Raw genomic sequence first — 22,606 nt, 5'->3', positions numbered from 1 at the left:
GTCCATGCGGGGTCAGGACTCCTTGACGGCGATCGTCTCGACCACGTTGGCGAGGTGCTCGAACGCGTCGGCCGCCTCTTCCAGCTGGTCGGCGACCTCTTTGAGCTTGAGGATCTCCAGGGCGTCGAACTCGCCGCTGTAGAGCCGGGAGAGCAGCCGGCGGTAGAGCTTGTCCGCCTCGTTCTCGATCCGGTTGACCTCGATCCAGTAGTCGGAGAGATCCTTGAGCGTCTTCAGCCGCGGCATGGCCTCGGCCGTGGTCTGGGCGCAGCGCTGGAGGAGCGCGACCTGCTGGCTCATCTCCGCGGGCAGGGTGCCCAGCCCGGTGAGGATGACCAGGTCCGCGGCGGCCTCGACGTAGTCCATGACGTCGTCGAGGTTGCTGGCCAGGGAGTAGATGTCCTCCCGGTCGAACGGCGTCACGAAGCTGGTGTTCAGCTGGCGGAAGATCGCGTGCGTCGTCTGGTCCCCGGCGTGCTCGAGGTCCCGGAGCTTGACCGCCAGCTCCTCGCGTCGGGCGTGGTCGTGGATGAACTCGCCCAGGACCTCGGTCGCGACTACCAGGTTCTGCGCGGACGCGGTGAACAGCGGGTAGAAGCTCGAGTCCTTGGGCGACAGGCTGAAGGGCACGCGGGGGCTCCGTCTCGGATGTGGGCACGGGCCGCGCTCGCGGGAAGCGTGCGGAGGGCCGTCGGGCAGCATAGGTCGCCCGGTCGTCACCTGCCGTTCACCTGCCGTCAGCTGTGAGCGGTATCGCCCCGGCGGGAGCCCTCGCTCACCCCGGAGAGGGACGCCACCAGATCGGCGCGGGCGCGCGCGACGCGGGAGCGGATGGTGCCCACCGGGCAGTCGGCCACCTCGGCCGCCTCGGCGTAGGAGAGACCGATCAACTGGGTGAGCACGAACGCCTCGCGGCGGTCGGCGTCCAGGCGGGCCAGCAGGTCGGTGACGGCGGCGCCCTCACCGACCACGTCGGCGGTCGCGTCCGGTGCCAGCAGCTCCAGGTCGGCGGCCTCGCGCACCAGGGCGAGCCGACGCCGGCGCCGGGAGCGGACGGAATCGGCGCAGACCCGGCGGGCGATGGCGAGCAGCCACGTCCGCAGGGAGGAGCGGCCCTCGAAGCGGTGGAGGGCGGCGAAGGCGCGCAGGTAGGTCTCCTGCGTCAGGTCGTCGGCGGTGTCGCGGTCGCCGAGGGCGGCGCACAGCCGCCAGACGTCGGACTGCGTCTCGCGCACGAGGGTGGCCGCAGCCAGCGGGTCGCCGTCGGCGGCGGCCGCGGCGATGCGGGCCAGGTCGTCCATGTCCTCGTCCTCGGGCGGAGAAAAAATCCCGCGCGGCGGGAACCGGACGGCGTCCGACGACGACCAATGAACCATGTCCTGCCAGATCTACCGCGAGGCGCTGTCGGCGCGCCTGGACGGCGAGCCCCTCGGCATGCCCGGCGCAGAGCTCGACGGGCACCTCGCGGAGTGCCCCGACTGCGCGTCCTGGGTGACCGCGGCCGAGGGGGTGACGCGTCGTGCCCGGCTGGCCGCCGCGCCACCGGTCCCCGACCTCACCGCCACGGTGCTGGCGGCGCTCCCGCGCGAGCTGCCGGGCGCGCGGGTCGCGGCCCGGGCGCGGCTGACCGCCACGGCGCTGCGCCTGGTCCTGCTCGCCGTGGGCGTCGCCCAGGCAGCCCTCAGCTGGCCCGTCCTCGTGTCGGGGGCGGGAGCGATGAGCGCGCCGGTGCACATGGCACACGAGACGGGGGCGTGGAACCTCGCGCTGGCGACGGCGTTCCTCGCCGTCGCGGCGGCGCCGCGCCTGGCGGCCGGAGCCCTGCCGTTCCTCGGGACCTTCGCCGCGCTGCTGCTGTCGATCACCGTGGCCGACCTCGCGGCGGGGCATGTGCACGCCGACCGGGCCGCCGCCCACCTGCTCCTGCTCGTCGGGGTGGCCGCCGTGGCGGTCGTCGCCTGGCGGGGCCGGCGCCGGCGCGAGGTCCCCTCGGTCCGACGGGTGACCGCGTGAAGCGGGCCCTCGTCCTGCTCGCGCTGCTGGTCACCGGCTGGCTGGGCGCGGGCGTGGTGACCGCGGCTCCGGCCGCCGCGCACGCGACGCTGGTCTCCACCGAACCCGGGGAAGGGGCACGGCTCGACGACGCGCCCCGGGAGGTGACCCTGACGTTCACCGAGGGGATCTCGCTGGGCGCCGGGTACGCCCGGGTCCTCGACGGCGAGCAGCAGCGGGTCGACGCCGGCGCCGCCGAGGTCGACGGCGCCGTCCTCACCGTTCCGCTGCGGGGCGAGCTGCCCGACGGCGGGTACCTGGTCACCTACCGGGTCATCTCGGCGGACTCGCACCCCATCGCCGGGGCGTTCTCCTTCGCCGTCGGGGACGCCGAGCTGCTCGCCACCGGCGGTGAGGCGGCGCAGGACGACACCGATCCGGTCGTCGCCGCTCTCCTGCCCGCGGCGCGGTGGCTCGGTTTCGCCGGGCTCGCCCTCGCGGTGGGGCTGCCCGTGCTGGCCGCGGTCTGCTGGCCGGCCGGCTGGGCGGCGCCCCGGCTGCGGCAGGCGGCGTCCGGCGGCGCTCTCGCCGTCGTCGTCGGCGCGCTGGCGACCTTCCTCCTGCAGGGCCCCTACGCCGCAGGCTCCGGCATCGGATCGGTCGGCGACCCGGCGCTGCTCGGCGCGACCCTGGGGTCGGAGGCGGGCTGGGTGGCGCTCGTGCGGGCGGTCCTGGCGCTGGTGTTCCTGCTCGTGCTGCGCCGGGTGCCGCGGCGTCCGGAGACCCCTTCCCGCGCGCTGCTGATCGGCGGAGGGGTCCTGGCGCTGGGCCTCGTCGTCGCCACCGCGGCGACCGGGCACCCGGTCGCCGGCCCCTGGCCGGGGCTGGCGGTGCTCGTCGCGTCGGCCCACGTCGCCGCCATGTGCGTGTGGCTCGGGGGCCTCGCCGGCCTGCTGCTGGCCCTGCTCCGGCCCGCCACCCCGCCGATCGAACTCGGGGCAGCGCTCCCCGCGTACTCGCGCCTGGCCTTCGGGGCGGTCGGCGTCCTCGTCGTCTCGGGGATCGTCCAGTCGGTGCGCGAGGTCGGCTCCCCGTCGGCGCTGGCGGCCACCGGGTACGGCCAGCTGCTCATGGCCAAGCTGCTCCTGGTCGTCGTGATCCTCACGATCGCGGGGGTCTCGCGGGTGTGGGTGCAGCAGCGGCTGGGCATCCGCCGGCCCCGCTCGCGTCGAATGATCACGGTGCACGCCTTCTCCGCCACGACCGCCGAGCCCGGTCCCGAGGAGCTCTCGGCCGCCGCGGAGCGCGACCGCGCCCAGGCCGAGAACGCGGCGGAGCACCTGCCCTCGCTGCGCCGGTCTGTGCTGCTGGAGGCCGGGCTGGCCGCCGTCGTGCTCGCCGTGACCGCCGTGCTGGTCGGCACCCCGCCGGCCCGGTCCGCCGTCGCCCAGCCGGTCGACGTCGTCCTTCCGCTGCAGGGCGGCTCGGCGTCCGCGTCGGGCACCGTCCAGGTGTCGGTCGACCCTGCCCGGCCGGGGGAGAACGCCCTGCACGTCTACCTCTTCGACGACGCCGGCCGGCTCACCCAGCCGACCGAGATCCGGGTGACGCTCACCGAGCGGACCCAGGAGATCGGGCCGCTGGACGTCGACCTCGAGCCCGCCGGGCCCGGCCACTTCGTCGGGAACGGCATGACCGTCCCCGGTGCCGGCACCTGGTCGCTCACGGTCACGGTCCGGCTCGACGAGTTCACCGCCCTCACCGCGGCCACCGACTTCCCGGTCCGCTGAACAACCCCCGATGAACAGGAGCTCCGTGTCCCAGCCCCGCCCGCTCACCCGTCTCGCCGTCCTGCTGACGGCTGCCGTGAGCGCCCTGGCCGGCGCCGTGGTGCTCGCGCCCACGGCGTCCGCCCACGTCACGGTCTCCTCTGCCGACGCCTCCGCCGGCGGCTACGGGAAGCTGACGTTCCGCGTGCCCAACGAGAGCGACAGCGCCAGCACCGTGGCGCTGCGGATCCAGATCCCCGAGGACGCCGCCATGGGCTCCCTGCGCGCCCAGCCGGTGCCGGGCTGGACCGTGGCGATGACCACCGCCGACCTCGCCGAGCCGCTCGAGGTCCACGGGCAGGAGATCAGCTCCTACGTCTCCGTGGTGGAGTTCCGCGCGGCGGACGGCGGAGGAATCGCACCCGGCCAGTTCCAGGAGTTCGCGCTGTCCGGCGGGCCGTTCCCCGATGCCGACCAGCTGAGTTTCCCCGCCGTGCAGAGTTACAGCGACGGTAGCGAGTCGGCGTGGATCGAGCCGACCGTCGCCGGCCAGGAGGAGCCCGAGCGCCCCGCGCCGGTGCTGTCACTGACCGTTTCGGCCACCACCGGTCACGACGTCGCCGCCGAGGAGGCCGGGACCGAGACGGCCGGAACCGAGGAGGCCGGAACCGAGGAGGCCGCCCACGGGGGGAGTCACACCGACGACCCGGGGGCGCTGGCGCTGTTCTTCGCGATCCTCGCGTTCATGACCGCGCTCGCCGGTGTGGTCCTCGGCGTGAAGGCCAACCGACGTACCGTGTCCTCGTGAGTTCCGCCCCTCTGCGTCGTCGTCGTGCCCGCTCCCTGTCGGCGCTGCTGCTCGCGGCGGGCCTGCTCGCGGCAGGGTGCGGGACGTCGGCGGACGCCGAGACCGCCGGCGAGCACGACCACTCCGGGAACGCGCCTGCCGTCGTGGAGGCCCCGGAGGACACCTACGCCGGCATCGACCTCAACGAGCCCTACCGCCGGCCGTCGTTCACGCTCACCGACACCACGGGCGCTCCGTACGACTTCACGGCGGAGACGGGCGGCCGGCCCACCCTGCTCTTCTTCGGCTACACCCAGTGCCCCGACGTCTGCCCGACCACGATGGCCGACGTCGCCGTGGCGCTGCGAGGAGTGGACCGCGAGCTGGCGGCGCAGGTGCAGGTGGTCTTCGTGACGACGGACCCCGCGAACGACAGCCCCGAGGTGCTCGGCGAGTACCTCGGCCGCTTCGACGCCGATCTGCCGAACTCCTTCATCGGGCTCACCGGTGACCAGGATGCGCTGGACCAGGCCCAGCTCGCCGCGGGCGTGCCGCAGGCCGAGGACAACGGCCGGCTGCACTCGACGCACCTGCTCCTGTACGGCGAGGACGACGAGTCGCGGGTGATCTTCGACGCCGAGAACACGGCCGACGACATCGCCGCCGACCTGCGGCTGGTGGCGGGCGCGTGAGCCGCGGGCCGGCCCGGCTGCTGACGGTCCTGGCCCTCGTCCTCGGGTTCCTGTCACTCGCGGGGCCCGCGTCGGCGCACGTCGGCGGAGAGGCGGCCGGCAGCGACTACGACGGGCGCATCGTGTCGGTGACCCCCGACCTGCCCGGCGTCACTGTTCGGATCCTGCAGTTCGGTGACGAGCTGGAGCTGGTCAACGGCTCGGACACCGACGTCCTCGTGCCCGGCTACTCCGACGAGCCCTATCTGCGCATCGGGCCCGACGGGGTCTGGCGCAACGCGAACAGCCCGGCGACCTACCTCAACCTCGACCGCTTCGGCGGGGCGGCGATGCCGGAGCGCGCGGATGCGTCCGCCGATCCGGAGTGGCAGCAGGTCTCCACCGAACCCGCCTACGTCTGGCACGACCACCGGACGCACTGGATGAGCGAGGACGTCCTCCCGCCGCAGGTCGCCGAGGACCCGACCCGGGAGCACCTGGTCTCGGAGTGGATCGTGCCGCTGCAGCAGGGGAGTCGGGAGGCCGAGGTCGCCGGCGTCCTCACCTGGAGCCCGCCGCCCGCCCCGTGGGTGGTGTGGCCGGTCGTGGCGGCTCTCGTGCTGATCGCCGTCGCCGCCGGGTTGCTGGCCAGGACGCCCCGCCTGCTGGGCGGGCTGCTCGCCGTGGGCGCCGCTGCCGCGCTCTGGCACGCGCTCGCGACGCCCGAGCCGTCGGCGACGGTCGGCTCGCACGCCGGAGCCGTCGTGTCGGCGCTCATGCCTGCTTCCGCCGCCCTGCTGTGCGCCGTCCTGGGCGTGCGTGCCGCCCTGCGCGGCCGGGGCACGATGACCGGGCTGCTGGCGGTCGTGTCCGGCTGGCTGCTGCTCGTGCAGGGGCTGCCCGACGTCGACGTGCTCTGGTCGGCGAACGTCGCCTCCGCCGGGCCTCAGGTGGTCGCCCGGATCGCGGTGGCGCTGCTGGCGACGCTCGGGGTCGGGCTGGTGATCGGCGGGATCGCGGCGGCGCGCCGGTTCCGCGAGGCCGACGCGCCCCCAACGGGACGGGTCGCCACCGCCTGAGCCCGGTCGGGGCCCCGGGAACGCGCGAGGCGCGCGCCCCGGGACAGGGGGACGCGCGCCTCGGCGGGAGAGCGGGGGATCAGCTCAGCTCGGCCACGATGTTCGGCTCGTCGACGGCCGGAGCGGTTCCACCCAGCAGGGTGTTGGCCCGGACCAGGTCGTCCTCGAAGTCGACCTCGACGGCGTCGAACTGGGAGATGTCCACCGGGCGCACGCGCATGCCGCGCTCGGTGATCGCCGTCTCGATGCCGCGCTCGAAGTAGTCCTCGTGCGAGCAGATCTCGAGGTGCTCGATGAGGGCCGCCTTGTCGGTGGAGGAGATGTAGTTGATCCCCACCGCCTCGCCGAGGCCACCGACGACCGTCTTGGACAACTCTCGGATGCAGCCGTCGTCGTCGAGGGTGTACTTGACCTCCTCCTCGGCGACGGTGCTGGTGTCGACGCAGACGAAGCTCTGGTCGGCGGCGAGCTGCGGCAGCGTCTGCTCGATGACCGCCGGGTCGAAGACGACGTCGCCGTTGAGCCAGAGCACGCCGCCCTCACGGGTGGAGCGCAGCCCGCGGAGCAGGCTCTTCGACGTGTTGGTGACGGCGAAGTCGGGGTTGTAGGCGAACGTCAGGTCGGGCGCGGCGTCCATGATCAGCTCCTTGCGGAACCCGACCACCGCGGTGATCGACACGTCCGCGCCGAGGACGGCGCGCAGGCCTTCGATCTGGCGCTGCATGATGCTGCGCCCGTCGTTGAGCCGGGTCAGCGGCTTGGGGTCCTGTCGCCCCAGCCGCGTACCCATGCCCGCGGCCAGGATCACGACCTGCACCTGCGAGGACCGCTGGCGGCCGGTCGGGGTCCGGGTCAGATAGGGGGACAGCCCCCGACGGACAGGGTCGAGCATTCGGTCACCGGTCCGCACGGACATCATCTCCCTCAGGGTTGGTGCTGGTGGTCTGCCCGGGCGCACCGGCGCCCGGGAGGATCAGGTCGAGGACGCGCTCGGTGGCGGATCCGTCCTCGAGGTGGCAGAACGTCTCCTGGAAGCGGGCGTAGGGCTCCGCGTACTCCGACCGGATCTTCTCGACGTCGGCGATGGCGGAGACGAGCTCGCGGCTGTCGCGGAGCAGCGGTCCGGGTGCGACGTCTTCCAGGTCGAAGTAGAAGCCGCGCTGCTCGTCGCGGTAGCTCTCCAGGTCGTACGTGTAGAACAGCAGCGGCCGGCCGGTGATCGCGAAGTCGAACATCGTCGACGAGTAGTCGGTGACCATGAGGTCGGCCGCCAGGTACAGGTCGCGGATGTCGGGGTGGCTGCACACGTCGCGCACCGCGGAGCCGTCGACGATCTCCAGCCGGTCCATGACCATGTTGTGCAGTCGCAGCAGCAGCACGTGGTCGTTCCCGAGCCGGGCGGAGAAGTCCTCGAGGTCGATGGCGAACTCGAAGTCCTGCGAGCTGCTCTTCTCGAAGACCAGCTTGTCGCGCCAGGTCGGGGTGTAGAGCACCGCGGTCTGGCCGGGCTCGATGCCCAGGTCGGCCCGGACCTGGGCGCGCACCTCGTCGCGCTGCGGGCTGGAGAGCAGGTCGTTGCGCGGGAGCCCCGTCTCGTGGATCGGACCGGTGTACCCGAAGGCCTTGCGCAGCCGGTCGGTGGTGATCGCGTTGGGGGAGAGGAGCAGGTCCCAGCGGGCGATGTCCTGGTCCAGGTAGGCCAGCCGGCCCTCCGGCGCCCACAGCACGTCGTTGTGGATGCGCTTGAGCATCGTGCCGTGCCAGGTCTGCAGGTAGGTAGCGCCCGCCTTCTTCTCCCAGTCCAGCGGGATGTGGTCGTTGGAGACGACCAGGTCCGCGGACTCCAGCGCCGCGATGCACTCGGCCGACCCGAAGAGCACCCGGTCGACGTCGGCGGGGAACGTGCTCGCCGTGTGCTCGGCGGCCAGCCAGGTGTGGGTGGCGTCGACGCCTCGCGCCAGCAGCGCCTCGTAGATCGCGCGGGGGCTGTCGGAGAAGTGGCCGCGGAAGGCGACGTAGACGATGTTCACGCCGTCACCCCGCTCAGCGCCTCGCCGGCGGCGCGGCGGCCGGCGACGACGGGCAGGACGAGGTCGGCCAGCTCCTGCCAGGACTCGACGACGGCGAGGGCGCCGGCGGCCAGCAGGGCCTCGGCCCGCTCGGCCCGCTCGTCGGGGAGCACGAACAGCAGGTTGCCGATGACCGGGCAGCCCGCGGCCACGGCCGACCGGACCCCGGCGACGGCGTCCTCCACGGCCAGGCCCTGCTCCGGCTCGATGCCGAGGTCGGCGCAGGCGTGCAGGTAGACCGCCGGGTCCGGCTTGCTCGTGGGCGTCGGCAGGGAGTCCTCGGCGCTGTACCGCACGACCGGGGGCAGGAGGTCGTCCAGTCCGGTCGCGGTGAAGCAGGCGGCCAGCCGGGAGAGCGCGCTGGAGCTGACCACGGCCAGCTCGAGCTCCGCGGCCAGCGCGTGCAGCGCCTCGATCGTCGGCGGGTGCGGCCGCAGGGTGGAGCCCAGGTGGGCGGTCACCGCCCGGCGCTCCTCGGCGACCCACGGCTCGATGTCGACGTCGGTCATCCCGGCGTCGGCGGCGAGCTTCAGCCCGGTCGACCGGAAGTTCATCCCCGTGGCGACGGCGCGCAGTTCGTCGGCCGTGTACCGCCGCTCGATGCCGATGGAGGCGAGGAAGGCGTTGGTCACCTCGGCCGACGCGTCGAAGGCCGGCTCCTCGGACGGGAAGAGATTGCCGTCGGCGTCGCAGAGCAGGTACTGCACCTGCTCGATGAGCGTCGGCGGAACGGTCGGCACCGGGTGGGCTCCCTTCGGGGTCGGACGAGGTGGGGTGGCGCTCACCGGGGGAGTGCTGCCGGGAGCAGGGAACGGGCCGCGACGGTCGCGCGGGCGCCGTCGCGGTCGAGCGCGGCGAGGGTGTCCTGCAGCTCGGCCGCGAAGCCCGGGAAGGACCCGAGGTCCCCGAAGACCGAGGTCTCGCCCAGCAGCGGTCGCGGGTCGGTGCCGCCCTGGCGGGCGAGCGTCCGCAGCCGGTCGCCGAGCACGTCCTCGAGCGGGAGCTGCCGGCCGGCGTCGTCGGTGCCCTGCAGGTACCGGATCCAGCCCGCGACGGCGAGGGTCAGCAGCGCGTGCGGCCGGCCCTCCTCGAGCGCCTGCCGCAGCGAGGGCAGCAGGTGGTGGGGCAGCTTCGTCGAGCCGCGGCGGCAGAGCCGGGGCAGCCCGTCGGCGATGGCCGGGTTGGCGAACCGCTGCAGCAGCGACCGCTTGTAGTCGGCCAGGTCGATGCCGTCGGGCGGCGGCAGGAGCGGGGTGACCTCGACGTCCATGAGCCGGGCGACGTAGCCGGCGAAGACCGGGTCGGCCATGACCTGGTCGAGGCTGCTGTGGCCGGCCAGCGAGCCGAGGTAGCCCAGCGCGCAGTGGCTGGCGTTCAGCAGCCGGGTCTTCATGAGCTCGTAGCGGCCGACGTCGGGCACGAAGCGCACGCCGACCTCGTCCAGCGGCGGGCGGCCGTCGGAGAAGGTGTCCTCGATGACCCACTGCGAGAACGGCTCGGTGATGACCGGCCAGCGGTCGTCGATGCCGTAGCGCGCGGCCACGACGTCGCGCTCCTCGGGCGTGGTGTGCGGCGTGATCCGGTCGACCATGCTGCTCGGGAAGGCGACGCGGTCGGCGATCCAGCGGCCCAGCACCTCGTCGCGCAGCCGGGCGAAGCCGACGACGGCGGTGCGCGCGGCCTGCCCGTTGCGGTGCATGTTGTCGCAGGAGACGACGGAGAACGGCGGCAGCCCGGCACGCCGGCGGCGGTCCAGCGCCTCGACGATGAAGCCGAACACCGTGCGCGGACGGGAGGGCTCGCGGACGTCCCAGCGGATGTCCGGGTCGTCGGCGTCGAACAGGCCGGTGCAGGGGTCGAGGCGGTAGCCGCTGTCGGTGATGGTCAGCGAGACCATGCGGGTGCGCTCGTCGGTGAGCAGGTCGAGCACCGTGGCGGGGTCGTCGGGGGCGAAGTGGTAGTCGACCATCACGCCGACCACCCGCGCCCGCTCGCCGTCGGGGCTGCGCTCGACGACCGTGTACAGGTGGTCCTGCGGCGCCAGCGCGTCCTTCATCGTGCGACTGCGCAGGCCGACGCCGACCACGCCCCAGTCGGTGCTGATGCGGCGCTCGGCCAGCTCGTCGAAGTACAGGAGCTGGTGGGCCCGGTGGAAGCCGCCGACGCTGAAGTGCACGACCGCGGGCGTGAGCGCCGAGCGGTCGTAGGTCGGGACGTCGAGTTGTCCGCCGTGCAGCGCGAGCGTGGCGTCGGTCAGCGGCAGGATGTCGACGGCGGCAGCGACGTTGGGCGCCGTGCCGGTCAGCGTGGTGGTCATCGGGGCCGTGGGTGCGACTCCGGGGGGAAGAACGGTTGCGGTGGTCCCGGCTGCTGCCGAGAGGGGCAGGATTTCGGCCTGCGACATCGCATCCCTCCTTCTCTGTCCTGGGCGCGGTCGATCCGGTCCGACCCGTTCCGGGAACAGCTGGACCAGCAGTACACGGGTGTACATGGGCACCGCGCAACGATGTTCGGCGCCACGTTGCAGACACGTGATGCGCGCCGAGCGGCGCGGGATGTTTCACGCCGGAGAACCGGGGTGCCCGAGCCGGCCGATTCGCAAACCAGTGCAGTCACTGCACGCGGCGTGCTGTTGATCATAAACGCCGGGCCGGCGCCGGACCGCCATCCGCGCGGGTGACACAGGAGTGACACGTGCGACCCCCACGGAGCGCGTGGCACAGCTCACCCCGGCGTGTTTCGAGCGACGCGCCGTACGGGGGGTCACGAACGGGTCACGGAATGTTTCCATGTGTGCGGTCCGCGAGGGCCCCCTCACAACGCGAGACGGACGGTGCATGGACGCGAAGCTCGGCCAGGAAGCCCGCACGGAGCTCCTCGGAGCCGTGGCTCCCCGCACCACCCGTTCCGCCACCCGGCGCACCCGCACCGCTCCCGCGCCGCACGTCCGTCGTCGCCCGGCGCTGCTCCTGGGTGCGCTGCTCGCCGGCGGTGTGGCCGCCTCGGCACTGAGCCTGCAGAGCGCACCGGCCGCATCGGCCGACGCCACCTCCGTGCTGGAGGCCCAGGACGCGCTGCTCGCCACGGACGAAGGCGTCGAGATGCTGCCCCAGGCGTCGATCACCGTGGCCGAGGCCGAGCTGCGACTGAAGGAGGTCGCCGCGTCGCGGGCCGCCCGCGACGAGCGCGAGGCCGCCGCCGCTGCGGCGGCTGCGGAGGCCGCGCGGCCGAAGGCGGTCCTGCCGGTGGACGGCGCCCGCTTCACCAGTGGCTACGGCAGCCGCTGGGGCACCTTCCACTACGGCATCGACCTCGCCGCACCCATGCGCACGCCGGAGTACGCGGCGATGGACGGCGTCGTGCTGCGGGCCGGCTCCGCCAGCGGCTTCGGCCTGGCGGTCTACATCCTCCACGACAACGGCGACGTCACCGTCTACGGCCACATGGACAAGATCCTCGTGGAGCCCGGCCAGTTCGTGGAGGCGGGGGAGACCATCGCCCTGCTCGGCAACCGCGGTCAGTCGACCGGCCCGCACCTGCACTTCGAGGTGCACCAGGGCGGCCTCGGCGGCAAGAAGATCAACCCCGTTCCGTGGCTCGCCGCCCGCGGCGTCGAGGTCTGACCCCACCGCGGAGCCGGGTGACGACACCCGGCACCCCTGTGCGGGGTGGGTGTCGGTGCCCTGTACAGTTGCTACCGGCTCGAACACACCAGATCGGGCCGGGTTCGGGGCTGTGGCGCAGCTGGTAGCGCACCACACTGGCAGTGTGGGGGTCAGGGGTTCGAGTCCCCTCAGCTCCACCCGGATGACCAGGCCGTTCCCCTTCGGGGGAGCGGCCTGAGTCGTCTCTGGTTGCAGTTGTGGTTGCAGTTTGCCCACCCTTACCTGTGAGCAGCACGGTGCCCATCCGGTCGGCCGCCTCGCGGGCCAGCGCCGGCATGACATGGCTGTAGATGTCCATCGTCGTGCGCATCTGGCTGTGGCCGAGCAGCTCCATGACGACCCGTGGGTGCACGTTCTCGGTGAGCAGCAGGGTGGCGGCGGTGTGCCGGCCGTCGTGCAGGCGGACGTGGCAGACGCCTGCCTTCTGCAGCAGCCGCGTCCAGTCGTCGTAGTCGGTCTTCTTGTCGATCGGCCGGCCGTTGGCCTGGGCGAAGACGAGATCCTCGTCGTGCCATTCGGAGCCGGCCAGCATCCGCTCGCCGAGCTGGGCGGCCTTGTGCCGGTGCAGCTCGGCGACCAGCGGTAGGGGGAGCGCCAGGGTGCGCTGGCTGCGGCGGGTCTTGGGCTCCTCGTAGATCAGCCCGCCGCCGCGGACCCGGTGGATGCTGCGCCGGACCGTGAGGGTGTTGTTGAGCAGGTCGATGTCCTTCCACTGCAACGCCAGCGCCTCGGACTGGCGCAGGCCGAGGGCGAGCGCGACGGTCCAGCGGGCGGAGTTGCGGACGCGCGCCGCTGCGGCCAGCACGGCGCGGGCCTCACCGAGGTCGAGGGCGGTGGCGAGGTCGCTCTGCTTCTGGGCGGGCGGATCGACCAGGCTGGCCACGTTGCGGGGAACGTGCCCGCGCTGGACGGCGACGGTGAGCGCGCGGGACAGGATCCGGTGGTGGCGCAGCACGGTGGCGGGGGAGTAGCCGGCGTCGAGGAGCGCGGTGTAGAGCTGGTCAAGATGCTCCGGTCGCAGCCGGTCGAGGCGGTGCCGGCCGATGCCGGGGACCAGATGCTTGCGGACGGCGGACTCGTAGCTCTCCAGGGTCCGCTGGCGCACCCGGCGCGGGGCGATGGTGGTGAGCCAGTGCTCCAGCCAGTCGGCGACGGTCGGGGTGGAGACGGCGCTGAGGGTGCCCGCATCACGCTTGCGCTCCAGGTCGCGGACCTTCGCCACGACCACGGCCCGGGTCTTGCCAGTGACGTGCCGGCGGTCGGGCTTGCCGGTGAGGGTGAAGCCGACGGAGACGTAGCCGTGCCACCGCCCGTCGGCGTCCTGGTAGATCGTCGACTCACCGTTCGAGGCGCGTCCGGCCATCCGCTACCCCTCGCCGCTGCTACGAAGGCTCAGTTTCGCCGAGCACTCGGGCGATGGGCAGGCCCGCTGTGGAGTCACGCGGCGTCCGGCGAAGGCTGTGGACGGGACGAAGAAGCCTCGAGCCGGCGGACGTAGCGGTCGAGCTCTGCCTGAGAGATCCGGCAGCTGCGGCCGATGTGCACGGGACGCAGCTCCCCGCTCTTCATGAGCGCGTACACCGTCGTGCGGCCGACGCGGAGGACCTCCCCCGCCTCCTCGGGCGTGAGGAGAAGCCGATCGGCCGCCACGACTTCGCGCAGCGGCTGCGGATCACCCATGTCGACATCTCCCGGATCAGTGGCGTCGCTGCGTAGATGCTGCCGCACGACGGTGGGGGAGCGGCCTCCCGAACATCTCCTGTTCCTCTCCTGTGGAGACGCGTAACGAGAGGTGATTGCTGCTCACAGGAGACGCGAGCACATGCCCCTCGCTACTGCAGAACTTCTGAAGCATCGGTCAGTGCACGTGGGGAGCGCCGGTGAAGAAGGGCGCGTCTCCTGTAGCTCTCCAGTACGGGCTGAAGTGCCCGCGCCACGGCGGGCAGGTCGCGGTCGTAGACCCGGCCGTCGTCAAGCTGGCCGACGAGCTCACCGAGCAGTCTGGGCCAGTCGCGGCGGGTGGGCACGAGTGGGACCTGGACCTCGACTCGCCGCTCGACGACCTCCACCGCGGACAGGCCTGAGGCCGCGGCTCGGGCCTGCTCCCAGGCGCGGTGCCGGCAGGTAGCCGAGCACCACTTCGGGATCGGCCCCCGGCTCCGCGGGGTGACCGGCCCGCCGCACCAACTGCACGCCGTCGCCGCGGTCCTCCGCTCGCGACCGTGCACTTCCGCTGCGGCCGGGTCCGCGCGGGCCTTGGGAGTCGTCCGCTGGGATTGCTGACGCCGTTGCCGCTCGCGCTCCCGCCGACGGGCTTGGTACTCGGAGCTACCGCTGGTTTCCATGCCGTCAAGCCTCCGGAGGAGTCTCCGGAAACCCGTCACCACGATTCGGCAGACCGCAGGTGCATGAGGTGTGACGGTCGCGATCTTGATCGTCGCTCATGCGGATGAGAAGGGCCGGGTCATGCGGCGCCGCGTCGCATCGGTGCGAGCGACCCCTACGGTCAACAATCTGAGCGCGGAATGGACGAGCGTGGCCACGAAGCGCCACACGCCGGCGGCTGGGTCGCCCACTGGAACGCCTCGGCAACGCCGTGGTCCTCGCCGCAGGTCTCTGACGTCAGCAGTGAAGAACTAGAAGCAGCCTTGACTCGGCCCACGGTGACGCGCGCTTGCAGGCCATCTCCTCCTGGGTCTGTGATCCTTTGGGCGATAGAGGCAGCACGCATGGGGAACGCTGGCTCGGCAATCCGGCCGGGAGTGACGTGATGTGCCGCCTCGAGCAGTGATGACCACGTGCTTGACGAACAGGAGGCTACGGCGATATGAGGTCCCAGGCGGACCCGCGCGGATCGGTCTGGCGACGCTGGGATCCGCACATCCACACGCCCGGTACGGCCATGAATAACCAGTTCGGCCAGAACGCGTGGAACGACTATCTGACACGGATTGAGCAGTCGGACCCGCGAATCGAAGCGCTCGGCATCACCGACTACTACAGCATCGACGAGTACGAGAAAGTTCTCGACTTCCGAGCGGCGGGCCGTCTACCGGACGTCGGCCTGATCTTTCCGAACATCGAACTGCGTCTGCCGACAGCGACTAGGGACGACCACCCGGTCAATATTCATCTGCTGGTCTCCCCCGAAGACCCCAACCACGTCGACGAGACGCGGCGCTTCCTTCGGACCTTGACGTTCTCGTCCGGGCGCGAGTCGTACGCCTGCGAACGGTCGGACCTGATCCGGTTGGGGAAGGCCCACGATCCCTCAATCCTGGATGACACGGCCGCGCTGTCCGCCGGCACCAATCTCTTCAAGGTGTCGATCGAGAACCTCAAGCAATCGCTAGAAGCGAGCGCCTGGGCGCAGCGCAACATCATCATCGGTGTCGCCGCCGGAAGCACGGACGGCACATCAGGTGTTCGCGAGCCCGGTGGCTCACTCGAAGCCGTCCGGATCGAGATCGAGCGTCTCGCTCGCGTGATCTTCTCTGGCTCGCCAGCGCAGCGGCGCTTCTGGATCGGGGAAGGGGTACTCGGAGCCGAAGAGCTGGTCCGGCGCTACGACGGACTCAAGGCGTGTATTCACGGAAGTGATGCTCACAAGCTCGCCGACGTGGGGAGACCGGCCCAGAACCGTTACACCTGGATCAAAGGTGATGCCACCTTTGAGGCCATTCGCCAGGCGTGTCTGGAGCCGAGGGAGCGTGTGATCGTTGCCGAGGAGCCGGCCAAGGGGGCACTCGCGTATCGGGTGATCGACAGAATCACCGTCTCGGGTGCCGACTGGGTAGCGACACCTGAGATCCCGCTTGCGCCCGGACTGGTAGCCATCATCGGCGCTCGTGGTTCGGGCAAGACGGCCCTCGCTGACTTGATCGCGGCTGGTGCCGGAGCCGGCAGTACCGATGACACCGACCAGACCTTCTTGCAGAGAGCCAGGCAGCACATCGGCGGGACCAACGTCGCTCTCGCCTGGGGCGACGGCGCCACCTCGGATGCCGATCTCCCGCCGAGCTACTTCTTCGACGATCACGCGCCGCGCGTTCAGTACCTGTCGCAGCAGTTCGTCGAGCGACTCTGCTCGTCGGAGGGGATCACAGACGAACTGCTGGCCGAGATCGAGCGGGTCATATTTGAAGCGCATCCCTACGAAGACCGGCTGGGAGCTTCGAGCTTCCGGGAGCTCCTCGATCTGCGTGCCAGCCACGGACGAGACCTTCGTCGCTATGCCCAGAACGAGATGGACAGTCTGGCTGAGCAGATCGAAGTTGAACGGGTCGCCGGTGATGAACTACCTAGTCTCAATAGGGAGCGGGCAAGGCTTGCTGGCCTCCTGACGGAGGACAAGCGTGCCCGGGGCGGCCTAGTTGTGGTGGGAGGCGAACAACGCGCCAAGCGACTCGAAGCCCTTAGTGGGGCCCTGGTCGCCAAGCAGGCTGAGGTTGATGCGCTCAAGCGCCGAGAGAAGTCGCTCTCGGATCTCACGGACGCCGTCAAAGACATCTTGGACCGGCGCCTTCCGGCGATCCGTGCAGAACTGGAGCGCGACTACGCCGGTGCGGGTCTGACTGTCACTGAATGGCAGAACTTCAATCTGGGGTTCAGTGGCGACGTTGATGGGCTCGTTGACGCGCGCTTGGGCGCAGTACGCGAAGCCATCGGCGAACTAGTCGGTCCGGCGGTCCCCAAGCCGACTCAGCCCGCACATGAGTTGCCGCCGTTCGTGGCCGACGATGCGGACCTGTCCAGGGTGACGCTTAGTGCATTGCGTGCTGAGGCGTGGCGGCTCGGCGAACTCATCGGACTGGACGCCAACCGGCAGAGGCAGCTGCAGGCGCTCAACGACAAGATCGCCAAGACTGAAGCTGCGCTCGTCTCAATCACTGGAAGTATCAAGGAAGCCGAGGGTGCCTCCGCCCGCATCAAGGCACTGATGCTCAAGCGTAAGCAGGCCTACGCGTCTCTGTTCGATGGCTTCGTCTCGGAGCAAGAGCAGCTTGAGGCGATGTATTCACCCCTCAAAGGCATGCTGGGCGCTGAGGAGGGGGCACTTGGCAACCTGACCTTCAGCGTCAACCGCGTCGTTGATGTCGAGGCATGGGCTCAGCAGGGCGAGACGCTTCTGGACCTTCGTACGGGTGAGTTTCGTGGGCGGGGCGAACTGCTCAATCAGGTGCGCCAGGAGATGCTCCCTGCCTGGGAGAGCGGCTCGAGCGGTGAGGTCGCAGAGGCGATGGCAGCATTCCGTGCCGAGCACGATCGACACTTCATCGAACAAGCCAAGGTGTCGGGCGCGGATAAGCAGGCATTCCGTGAGTGGGCAGCTGGCATCGCGACGTGGCTGAACAGCACAGAGCACATTTCGGTGAAGTACGGGGTGCAGTACGACGGCGTGGCGATCGAGCAGCTATCGCCAGGCACGCGCGGCATCGTGTTGCTGCTGCTCTATTTGGCTGTTGACCAGTCGGATGACAGACCACTAATTATCGACCAACCCGAGGAGAACCTCGACCCTAAGTCGATCTTCGTCGAGTTGGTCGGACGGTTCGTCGAGACGAGACGCAGACGGCAGATCATTATCGTGACTCATAACGCAAACCTGGTGGTCAACACTGACGCCGACCAAGTAATCGTTGCGAACGCCGGCGCGCATCGACCGGGACGACTACCAAAGATGACCTACACAAGCGGCGGTCTAGAGAACCCAGTCATCCGACGGCAGGTCTGCGAGATCCTCGAAGGCGGTCAGCATGCCTTCGAGGAGCGTGCACGGCGGCTTCGAATCCGCCTGGAATGAGCGTTCGTGTCGGGCACGCAGACGTTGCTGCTGTCCGTCACAACGAATCGCGCGCTCCGAAGTGCAAGACGTGTGTCCCTCTTGATCTTGTCGGTTCCGCAGTAGCTGGTGAGGTCGTCTCTTCGGTGGCTTGAGCGGCATACGTGCGCAGGACGCTGAGCGGCGGGCGTATGGGGGCGGGCTCGCTGTTGGGTTGCCAGGTGGGTGGCGCTTAGATGTCACGTCGGCGGATCGCGATGGATTGAAGCCGGTGGGCGGCGCCCGGAAAGCGGCCGTTCACGGAGGGGCTGCGGACGAACCGGGCCAACGTGTTCAGTAGCCGGCTCGGTTGTTGCTGCGGTAGGCGGTGAGCAGCGCCTCGGTGAGCGTGCGGGCAGCGTCGCGGGCTCCGTTGCTGAGGGCGGCGCGGGTGACGGCCTCGTCCGGCGGGACCGCGAGCCGCTCACGGCCAAGCGAGAATCCGCTGGCCCTGCTGCGGGACATCCCGGTGACCCGGCCCTCGGTGACGCTGGTGAGCGGGTCGACGCCGACGGCCAGCGCGAGCTGCTGGGCGTCTCCAGGCATGGCCGCTCCGGCGGTCCGGAGGAATCTCGCGAGGCGCTCCATCAGGTCTGCCGGGTCGAGGATGCTGCCCATGCCGTCGCCGGGGAGGGTCCCCCAGACGCTTGTCTGACCGGTGGTCGCGACGCGGCATCCGAGGAGGGAGCCGTCGCGGACCTCGTCGTACATGCGGTTATGGCGTCGCTCGACGACGTGCGCCCAAGCGGCGGCGGTGTCGTGGTCGGCGGGGACAGAGGCGGAGGGTCCGACTCCTCCGGAGGACCGGACCTCCGCGGCGAGCCGCTCGGGAAGCGCCCGGAGGACGCGGGAAGGCACCGGCTGCGAAGCGGCGGGCAGGACGTGGAGCTCCAGGACGGCGTGGTCGGAATGACCCTGCTGCTCGGCAGGCCATTCGCCGCGCCACTGGACTGGTACGTCCCCCGGCAGTGGCGCGAAGGTCAATGATCCGGGCGCCTGCTCGGCCTGCCGCAGGGCCGCAGCGACCTTGGCCTGGAGGTCCACGACGTCGGTGAACTCGTTGTAGAAGACCCCGTCGCGGTAAGAGCGGATCTCCTCGATGAGCTCCTTCTGCCTCGGCTCGGGCTCCACGCCGGTCTTGCGCATGACCAGACGCGGAATGCCGGCGGTCCTCGCGGCGACGTGCTCCTCCGCGGTCGGGCTTAGTCCGGTCTCGGGGAACTCGTAGCCGTAGCGCTGCCCCAGGAGTAGCAGGTACACGTCGCAGCTCCTCACGCCCTCCAGGCACGCCTCGCGCGAGGGGACCGGCTGCGCGGTGAAGTCCTCGAACATAACCGGCTCGTGGCCTAGCGCCACGACCAGCCCCTTCAAGGAATCGCGCTCCTGCTCGAGGCTGATCCGGACAGAAGAGATGAAGACGCGCATGGAGGCAGTGTCCTCGGGAACCGGTCCTCCCGTCCGGCCTGACCCGGCCCGCGCCGGCGTCCCACACCCGACGCTTGCGTTTCCTGTCCGAGGGCGTCCTCTTCAGCCGCCAGCACAGCGCTGCGGCGACGAGCGACCACTCGCTGCGCCTTCTGCTCCTCGGTCAACTGGGCCATGTCGTCTCCGGGGTAGGCCATACGTTGGGCTTGTGCTCCATCTGCTTGTTGACACCTCCACCTGGCTCGACCTGTGCAAGCGTCGGGACGGGCAGCGCTGGATCGTCGCGCTCCGGGTACTCGCTCACCAGGGGCAGGTGGAGCTGCTCGTCCCCCGACTCGTCATCGACGAGTTCGAGCGGAACCGGGACCGAGTCGAGACGTCGATGACCGCGAGCATTGCCCAGCGGTTCAAGCTCATCAAGCAAGACCTCGACGACTACGGCGGGACGGCTCAAGAGGAGGCTCGCAGGCTCGTTGCGGATCTCGCGCGTCATGTCCCGCTCATCGGCGCGATGACGACCCGCAACTTCGACGAGGTCTTGGTACTGCTCCAGGCGGGTCGTGTCATCGAGCCGGGCGACGAAGAGAAGCGCCGGGTTGTCGAGCGTGGCCTTTCGAAGCAGGCGCCGTTCCACCGATCTCGCAATAGTGTCGCCGACGCCTTGCTCATCGAGCTCTACGAAACGACTGCCCGCGGGGTCGACCTGGACCAGGAGCCGCACGCGTTCATCACGAGCAACAGCGACGACTTCTCCTTGCCCGGCGGCGACGCGCGGCAGCCGCATCCTGACCTCGCCAGTCTGTTCGTAGCCGAGGGGTCGACCTACGGGCTGGGAGTCGACGGCCTCAATCAGGTCCTCCTGGACTACTTCGGCGACGAGATCGAGGAGCTGTTCGCGGAGACCTACTTCGAGGAGGAGCCCCGACGGCTCGACGAGATCGTAGAGGCAGAGCGGGAGCTGTTTGACCGCATCTGGTACCACCGCTCCCTCCAGCACGAGTACCGGCTCGAGGACGCTGGGGACGACGCCGAGTTGAAGCGCCTACTCGCGATTGCAGGGCCAGGGCGCCGGCGTGTTGAGGGGCTGTACACAGAGCCTGGTCAGCTGGGCCCGTACACGGATTTCGAGCTCGGGATGCTCAACGGCAAGCTATCGGCCCTGCGCTGGGTCCTCGGCAGCGAATGGGACTTCCTCGACACATGACGGCGATCCCCGGAGCCGTGGTGCCTAGCCGACGGCCACCCCAAGTATGAAGAGCCGGTTTCACCTGGCAGTTCAGCGAGCCATAGGACAGCGCGTTCGTAGGTTGTTCGAAGACGGTGGACGGTTTGCCTCGGTGGTCCACCTACGGATAGGCGAGGTGCGATGTCTGACGGCAGTGCGATCGAGCTAGTGTCGCCTGACTTCTTCCCGGCAGCGATGCTCTACCGACGGGCATGTGCAACGGCGCATCAAGCGCGGCAGCGGGCGACGGAAGCCGCTCAGACCGGGCGCCATGAGCGGCGCCTTCGCGAACTTGACGCGGTCGTCGAGACCATCGTGCTGGCGCAGGCCGGTGCCGAGGGCTGGATCCACCGGGCCTACCACCTCGCCGATGTTGAGCCGCAAGGTGCGGGCGGTTGGGTGGCTCGCTGGCAGGCGGCACCTCAAGCCATCTGCGGTCCGGGCACCCGCGACCTCGATGCCGAGACGGGTGAAACGCTGCGCTGGCTCAGTACCTGGCGCAATTTCCTCGTCCATGACGACGCGCGTGCTCGCGAGCGGTTACGTGCCAACGGCTTCGATGCTGGCAGTGCAGCGGCGCACTTGACTGCCGATATGGCAGAGGCAGTCATCGCACGGATGGACGACGCCTTCACTGACATCGGTGCGTGCATCGGCTGGCGGACGCTGGCCGGCCTCAACTCGGCATACCTCTGGCGGGCGCACGATGAGGGGTAGACCGGCGTCGCTCTGCGGTGCTCCCGGAGAACGAACCTGGCCCCACTCAAACGGCTCGGCTGCGAGGTCAGGGGAACGGTCAGGGCCGCGTTGAGAGGGGAGCCGGTCGCCCTCGGTGGTTGCGGTTCTGGTCGCAGTTGGTCGAGTTCATGGTCATTCGTGGCCGTGCGCGACCGTACCTCTCTGCTGGTCTATCGGTTGCGGAACGGTAGCGAACCGCCACAAACGCGATCATGACGGCCTGGCAGTATGCGGGCCTCGTCCAGCGCTCCCGCCGGAGCCGAACTCACCGCCGAGGATCGACTAGCCCAGGTACGCGAGGAAGAGGTCGACTGCCCATGCCGCCATGCGCTGCCAAAGCCCCGCCACGGGTAGTCCTCCCCAGTTGCCCGGCCAGTGGCCGGCAACTACTTCGCGGGTGTTCTGATGGGCTCACTCGTGACCTGCGGCCTTGGCTGTGGTTCTCATTAACCACACCATCGGTCCGTCCTCACGAGTTCGGAAGATTCAGCTGCGCCGTAGCGGTCCTCAAGAACTCCTCGCGGTCCTCAAGGAACTTGAAATAAACGGGCTCCGACCCCTCCGGCGTCCCAGGAGGCAGGAACGTTGCACTTGGTGGCCCGATACACTCCGTCGTACCGGCTTTCTCGTTATTACACCGAAGGATCCACCTGATGACTTCGGCGCTGAGTTCCAGTTGTGCGGCAAGTTGATCGGCGTCGCGGGCCACCTCTTCGCCGCCGATGACGTCTATGCGCCCTGACAGCGTCCTTACTAGGGGTAGGGACGCGACAATCTCCGCATAAGTCTCCGCGGGAGGCGCGTCAAACACGCCCATGGGTCGCGCGTAAAACAGACCTTCGGACGGTAGCCACGTAGCCATCAGGGCATAACTTGTGTCGATGGCGCCGAGAAACTCACCGTAAGTCTCAATGCGCTGCTCCCTGGCGAAGTCCTCATCTGCACGGGCGTCCTGGGCGTCGGCCGTCTGACTGGTACCCAGCCATACGCCTCCGAGGGTTCCAAGGGTCGTCAGCACGCCCACGGCCACGACGCTGGCGACGTTGAAGACGGCAGTTCGTCTCGCCTCCAGTCGATTGAGTCGGCCCTCGATCTGCTCGACGGTCGGTCCCCCACCGCTGGCACTGGCCATGTGGCAAAGGGTAGCGAGCAACACGGACAGCAGGTGCCTGCCTCGCTCCGGAGTCAGACCATGTGCCTCATGGGCACCGAGCCACCTCCGGGGCCCAGCGGTGGTTGCAGTTCTGGTTGCAGTTCCGGTTGCAGTTGCGGTGATTCCGCGTTTGTTCGCTTACGTCCGCTGCTGTCTCGGAAGCTCACAAATGGGCTGCTCAGAGGGCCGTCGTGGACGCTGGTGGACGTTTG

The 22,606-nt window shown here is 70.1% G+C and carries 19 protein-coding genes, 1 tRNA gene and 1 pseudogene; 11 read left to right on the top strand and 10 right to left on the bottom strand.

Annotated elements, in window-relative coordinates:
• Nucleotides 1-12: 12 nt before the first annotated feature.
• Complete coding sequence (locus LBW97_RS04860; protein ID WP_224498286.1) at nucleotides 13-630, bottom strand: DUF47 domain-containing protein; 618 nt, start codon at nucleotides 628-630, stop codon at nucleotides 13-15.
• 107 nt (nucleotides 631-737) lie between these two features.
• On the bottom strand, nucleotides 738-1,376 hold the full coding sequence (locus LBW97_RS04855) for a sigma-70 family RNA polymerase sigma factor (RefSeq protein WP_224498285.1): 639 nt from the start codon (nucleotides 1,374-1,376) through the stop codon (nucleotides 738-740).
• On the opposite strand from LBW97_RS04855, the gene LBW97_RS04850 reads away from it, so the two are divergent.
• The 5 genes from LBW97_RS04850 to LBW97_RS04830 are packed head-to-tail and all read left to right on the top strand — an operon-like array spanning nucleotide 1,375 to nucleotide 6,298.
• Nucleotides 1,375-2,013 (top strand): zf-HC2 domain-containing protein, encoded by a 639-nt coding sequence (locus LBW97_RS04850; RefSeq protein ID WP_224498284.1) that lies wholly within the window; start codon nucleotides 1,375-1,377, stop codon nucleotides 2,011-2,013. The genes LBW97_RS04855 and LBW97_RS04850 overlap by 2 nt on opposite strands.
• A complete protein-coding gene (locus LBW97_RS04845) occupies nucleotides 2,010-3,782 on the top strand; it encodes a copper resistance protein CopC (RefSeq protein WP_224498283.1) in 1,773 nt (590 codons plus the stop codon). Before LBW97_RS04850 ends, LBW97_RS04845 begins: the two co-directional genes overlap by 4 nt.
• Nucleotides 3,783-3,807: 25 nt before the next feature.
• Nucleotides 3,808-4,569 (top strand): YcnI family protein, encoded by a 762-nt coding sequence (locus LBW97_RS04840; protein WP_224498282.1) that lies wholly within the window; start codon nucleotides 3,808-3,810, stop codon nucleotides 4,567-4,569.
• Nucleotides 4,566-5,240 carry an SCO family protein gene (locus tag LBW97_RS04835; protein ID WP_224498281.1) on the top strand — a complete coding sequence of 225 codons (675 nt, stop codon included), beginning with the start codon at nucleotides 4,566-4,568 and terminating at the stop codon, nucleotides 5,238-5,240. The genes LBW97_RS04840 and LBW97_RS04835 overlap by 4 nt, the downstream gene beginning before the upstream one ends.
• Nucleotides 5,237-6,298 carry a hypothetical protein gene (locus LBW97_RS04830; RefSeq protein WP_224498280.1) on the top strand — a complete coding sequence of 354 codons (1,062 nt, stop codon included), beginning with the start codon at nucleotides 5,237-5,239 and terminating at the stop codon, nucleotides 6,296-6,298. The genes LBW97_RS04835 and LBW97_RS04830 overlap by 4 nt, the downstream gene beginning before the upstream one ends.
• A 79-nt stretch (nucleotides 6,299-6,377) precedes the next feature.
• On the opposite strand, the gene LBW97_RS04825 is transcribed toward LBW97_RS04830, so the two are convergent.
• From LBW97_RS04825 to LBW97_RS04810, 4 genes are read right to left on the bottom strand one after another with little or no spacing between them, the layout of a single operon-like run.
• Nucleotides 6,378-7,190 carry an NTP transferase domain-containing protein gene (locus tag LBW97_RS04825; protein ID WP_224498279.1) on the bottom strand — a complete coding sequence of 271 codons (813 nt, stop codon included), beginning with the start codon at nucleotides 7,188-7,190 and terminating at the stop codon, nucleotides 6,378-6,380.
• 4 nt (nucleotides 7,191-7,194) lie between these two features.
• On the bottom strand, nucleotides 7,195-8,328 hold the full coding sequence (locus LBW97_RS04820; protein ID WP_224498278.1) for a CDP-glycerol glycerophosphotransferase family protein: 1,134 nt from the start codon (nucleotides 8,326-8,328) through the stop codon (nucleotides 7,195-7,197).
• Nucleotides 8,325-9,107, bottom strand: coding sequence for an HAD family phosphatase (locus LBW97_RS04815; protein WP_224498277.1), 783 nt, complete (start codon nucleotides 9,105-9,107; stop codon nucleotides 8,325-8,327). The genes LBW97_RS04820 and LBW97_RS04815 overlap by 4 nt, the downstream gene beginning before the upstream one ends.
• A 41-nt stretch (nucleotides 9,108-9,148) precedes the next feature.
• Nucleotides 9,149-10,684: a mannitol dehydrogenase family protein gene (locus tag LBW97_RS04810; protein WP_224498276.1), complete on the bottom strand. Its 1,536-nt coding sequence runs from the start codon at nucleotides 10,682-10,684 to the stop codon at nucleotides 9,149-9,151.
• A 520-nt stretch (nucleotides 10,685-11,204) separates the two neighbouring features.
• Between LBW97_RS04810 and LBW97_RS04805 the strand changes: the two genes are divergently transcribed.
• Nucleotides 11,205-11,990, top strand: a complete 786-nt coding sequence (locus LBW97_RS04805; protein WP_224498275.1) for a M23 family metallopeptidase — start codon at nucleotides 11,205-11,207, stop codon at nucleotides 11,988-11,990.
• Between the two features lie 106 nt (nucleotides 11,991-12,096).
• Nucleotides 12,097-12,169 (top strand) — tRNA-Ala (locus LBW97_RS04800).
• A 200-nt stretch (nucleotides 12,170-12,369) separates the two neighbouring features.
• On the opposite strand, the pseudogene LBW97_RS20585 reads toward LBW97_RS04800, so the two are convergent.
• Both LBW97_RS20585 and LBW97_RS04790 read right to left on the bottom strand, forming a co-directional pair.
• Nucleotides 12,370-13,395 (bottom strand): annotated as a pseudogene (locus LBW97_RS20585) (tyrosine-type recombinase/integrase); the annotation flags it as partial.
• Between the two features lie 74 nt (nucleotides 13,396-13,469).
• Complete coding sequence (locus LBW97_RS04790; RefSeq protein ID WP_224498274.1) at nucleotides 13,470-13,712, bottom strand: helix-turn-helix domain-containing protein; 243 nt, start codon at nucleotides 13,710-13,712, stop codon at nucleotides 13,470-13,472.
• 200 nt (nucleotides 13,713-13,912) lie between these two features.
• Here LBW97_RS04790 and LBW97_RS04785 point away from each other — a divergent pair, with 200 nt between their 5' ends.
• Both LBW97_RS04785 and LBW97_RS04780 read left to right on the top strand, forming a co-directional pair.
• The gene (locus LBW97_RS04785; RefSeq protein WP_224498273.1) at nucleotides 13,913-14,116 is read left to right on the top strand and encodes a hypothetical protein; all 204 of its coding nucleotides are present in this window, start codon (nucleotides 13,913-13,915) and stop codon (nucleotides 14,114-14,116) included.
• Between the two features lie 743 nt (nucleotides 14,117-14,859).
• Nucleotides 14,860-17,835: a TrlF family AAA-like ATPase gene (locus LBW97_RS04780; protein ID WP_374489400.1), complete on the top strand. Its 2,976-nt coding sequence runs from the start codon at nucleotides 14,860-14,862 to the stop codon at nucleotides 17,833-17,835.
• A 312-nt stretch (nucleotides 17,836-18,147) separates the two neighbouring features.
• Here the strand turns inward: LBW97_RS04780 and LBW97_RS04775 are convergent, their stop codons facing one another.
• The gene (locus LBW97_RS04775; RefSeq protein WP_224498271.1) at nucleotides 18,148-19,278 is read right to left on the bottom strand and encodes a DUF4062 domain-containing protein; all 1,131 of its coding nucleotides are present in this window, start codon (nucleotides 19,276-19,278) and stop codon (nucleotides 18,148-18,150) included.
• Between the two features lie 208 nt (nucleotides 19,279-19,486).
• Between LBW97_RS04775 and LBW97_RS04770 the strand changes: the two genes are divergently transcribed.
• Together LBW97_RS04770 and LBW97_RS04765 are read left to right on the top strand one after the other, a co-directional pair.
• Nucleotides 19,487-20,482: a PIN domain-containing protein gene (locus tag LBW97_RS04770; RefSeq protein WP_224498270.1), complete on the top strand. Its 996-nt coding sequence runs from the start codon at nucleotides 19,487-19,489 to the stop codon at nucleotides 20,480-20,482.
• Nucleotides 20,483-20,644: 162 nt separating this feature from the next.
• Nucleotides 20,645-21,220, top strand: coding sequence for a hypothetical protein (locus tag LBW97_RS04765; protein WP_224498269.1), 576 nt, complete (start codon nucleotides 20,645-20,647; stop codon nucleotides 21,218-21,220).
• 490 nt (nucleotides 21,221-21,710) lie between these two features.
• Here LBW97_RS04765 and LBW97_RS04760 read toward each other — a convergent pair whose 3' ends face one another.
• Entirely contained in the window at nucleotides 21,711-22,373 is a 663-nt protein-coding gene (locus LBW97_RS04760; protein ID WP_224498268.1) for a hypothetical protein, read from the bottom strand.
• Between the last annotated feature and the right edge of the window lie 233 nt (nucleotides 22,374-22,606).

The sequence above is a fragment of the Blastococcus sp. LR1 genome (assembly GCF_020166105.1).
Taxonomy (GTDB): Bacteria; Actinomycetota; Actinomycetes; order Mycobacteriales; family Geodermatophilaceae; genus Blastococcus.
Note: the sequence above shows the minus strand (reverse complement) of the source record. Positions and strands in the feature narration are given on the sequence as shown.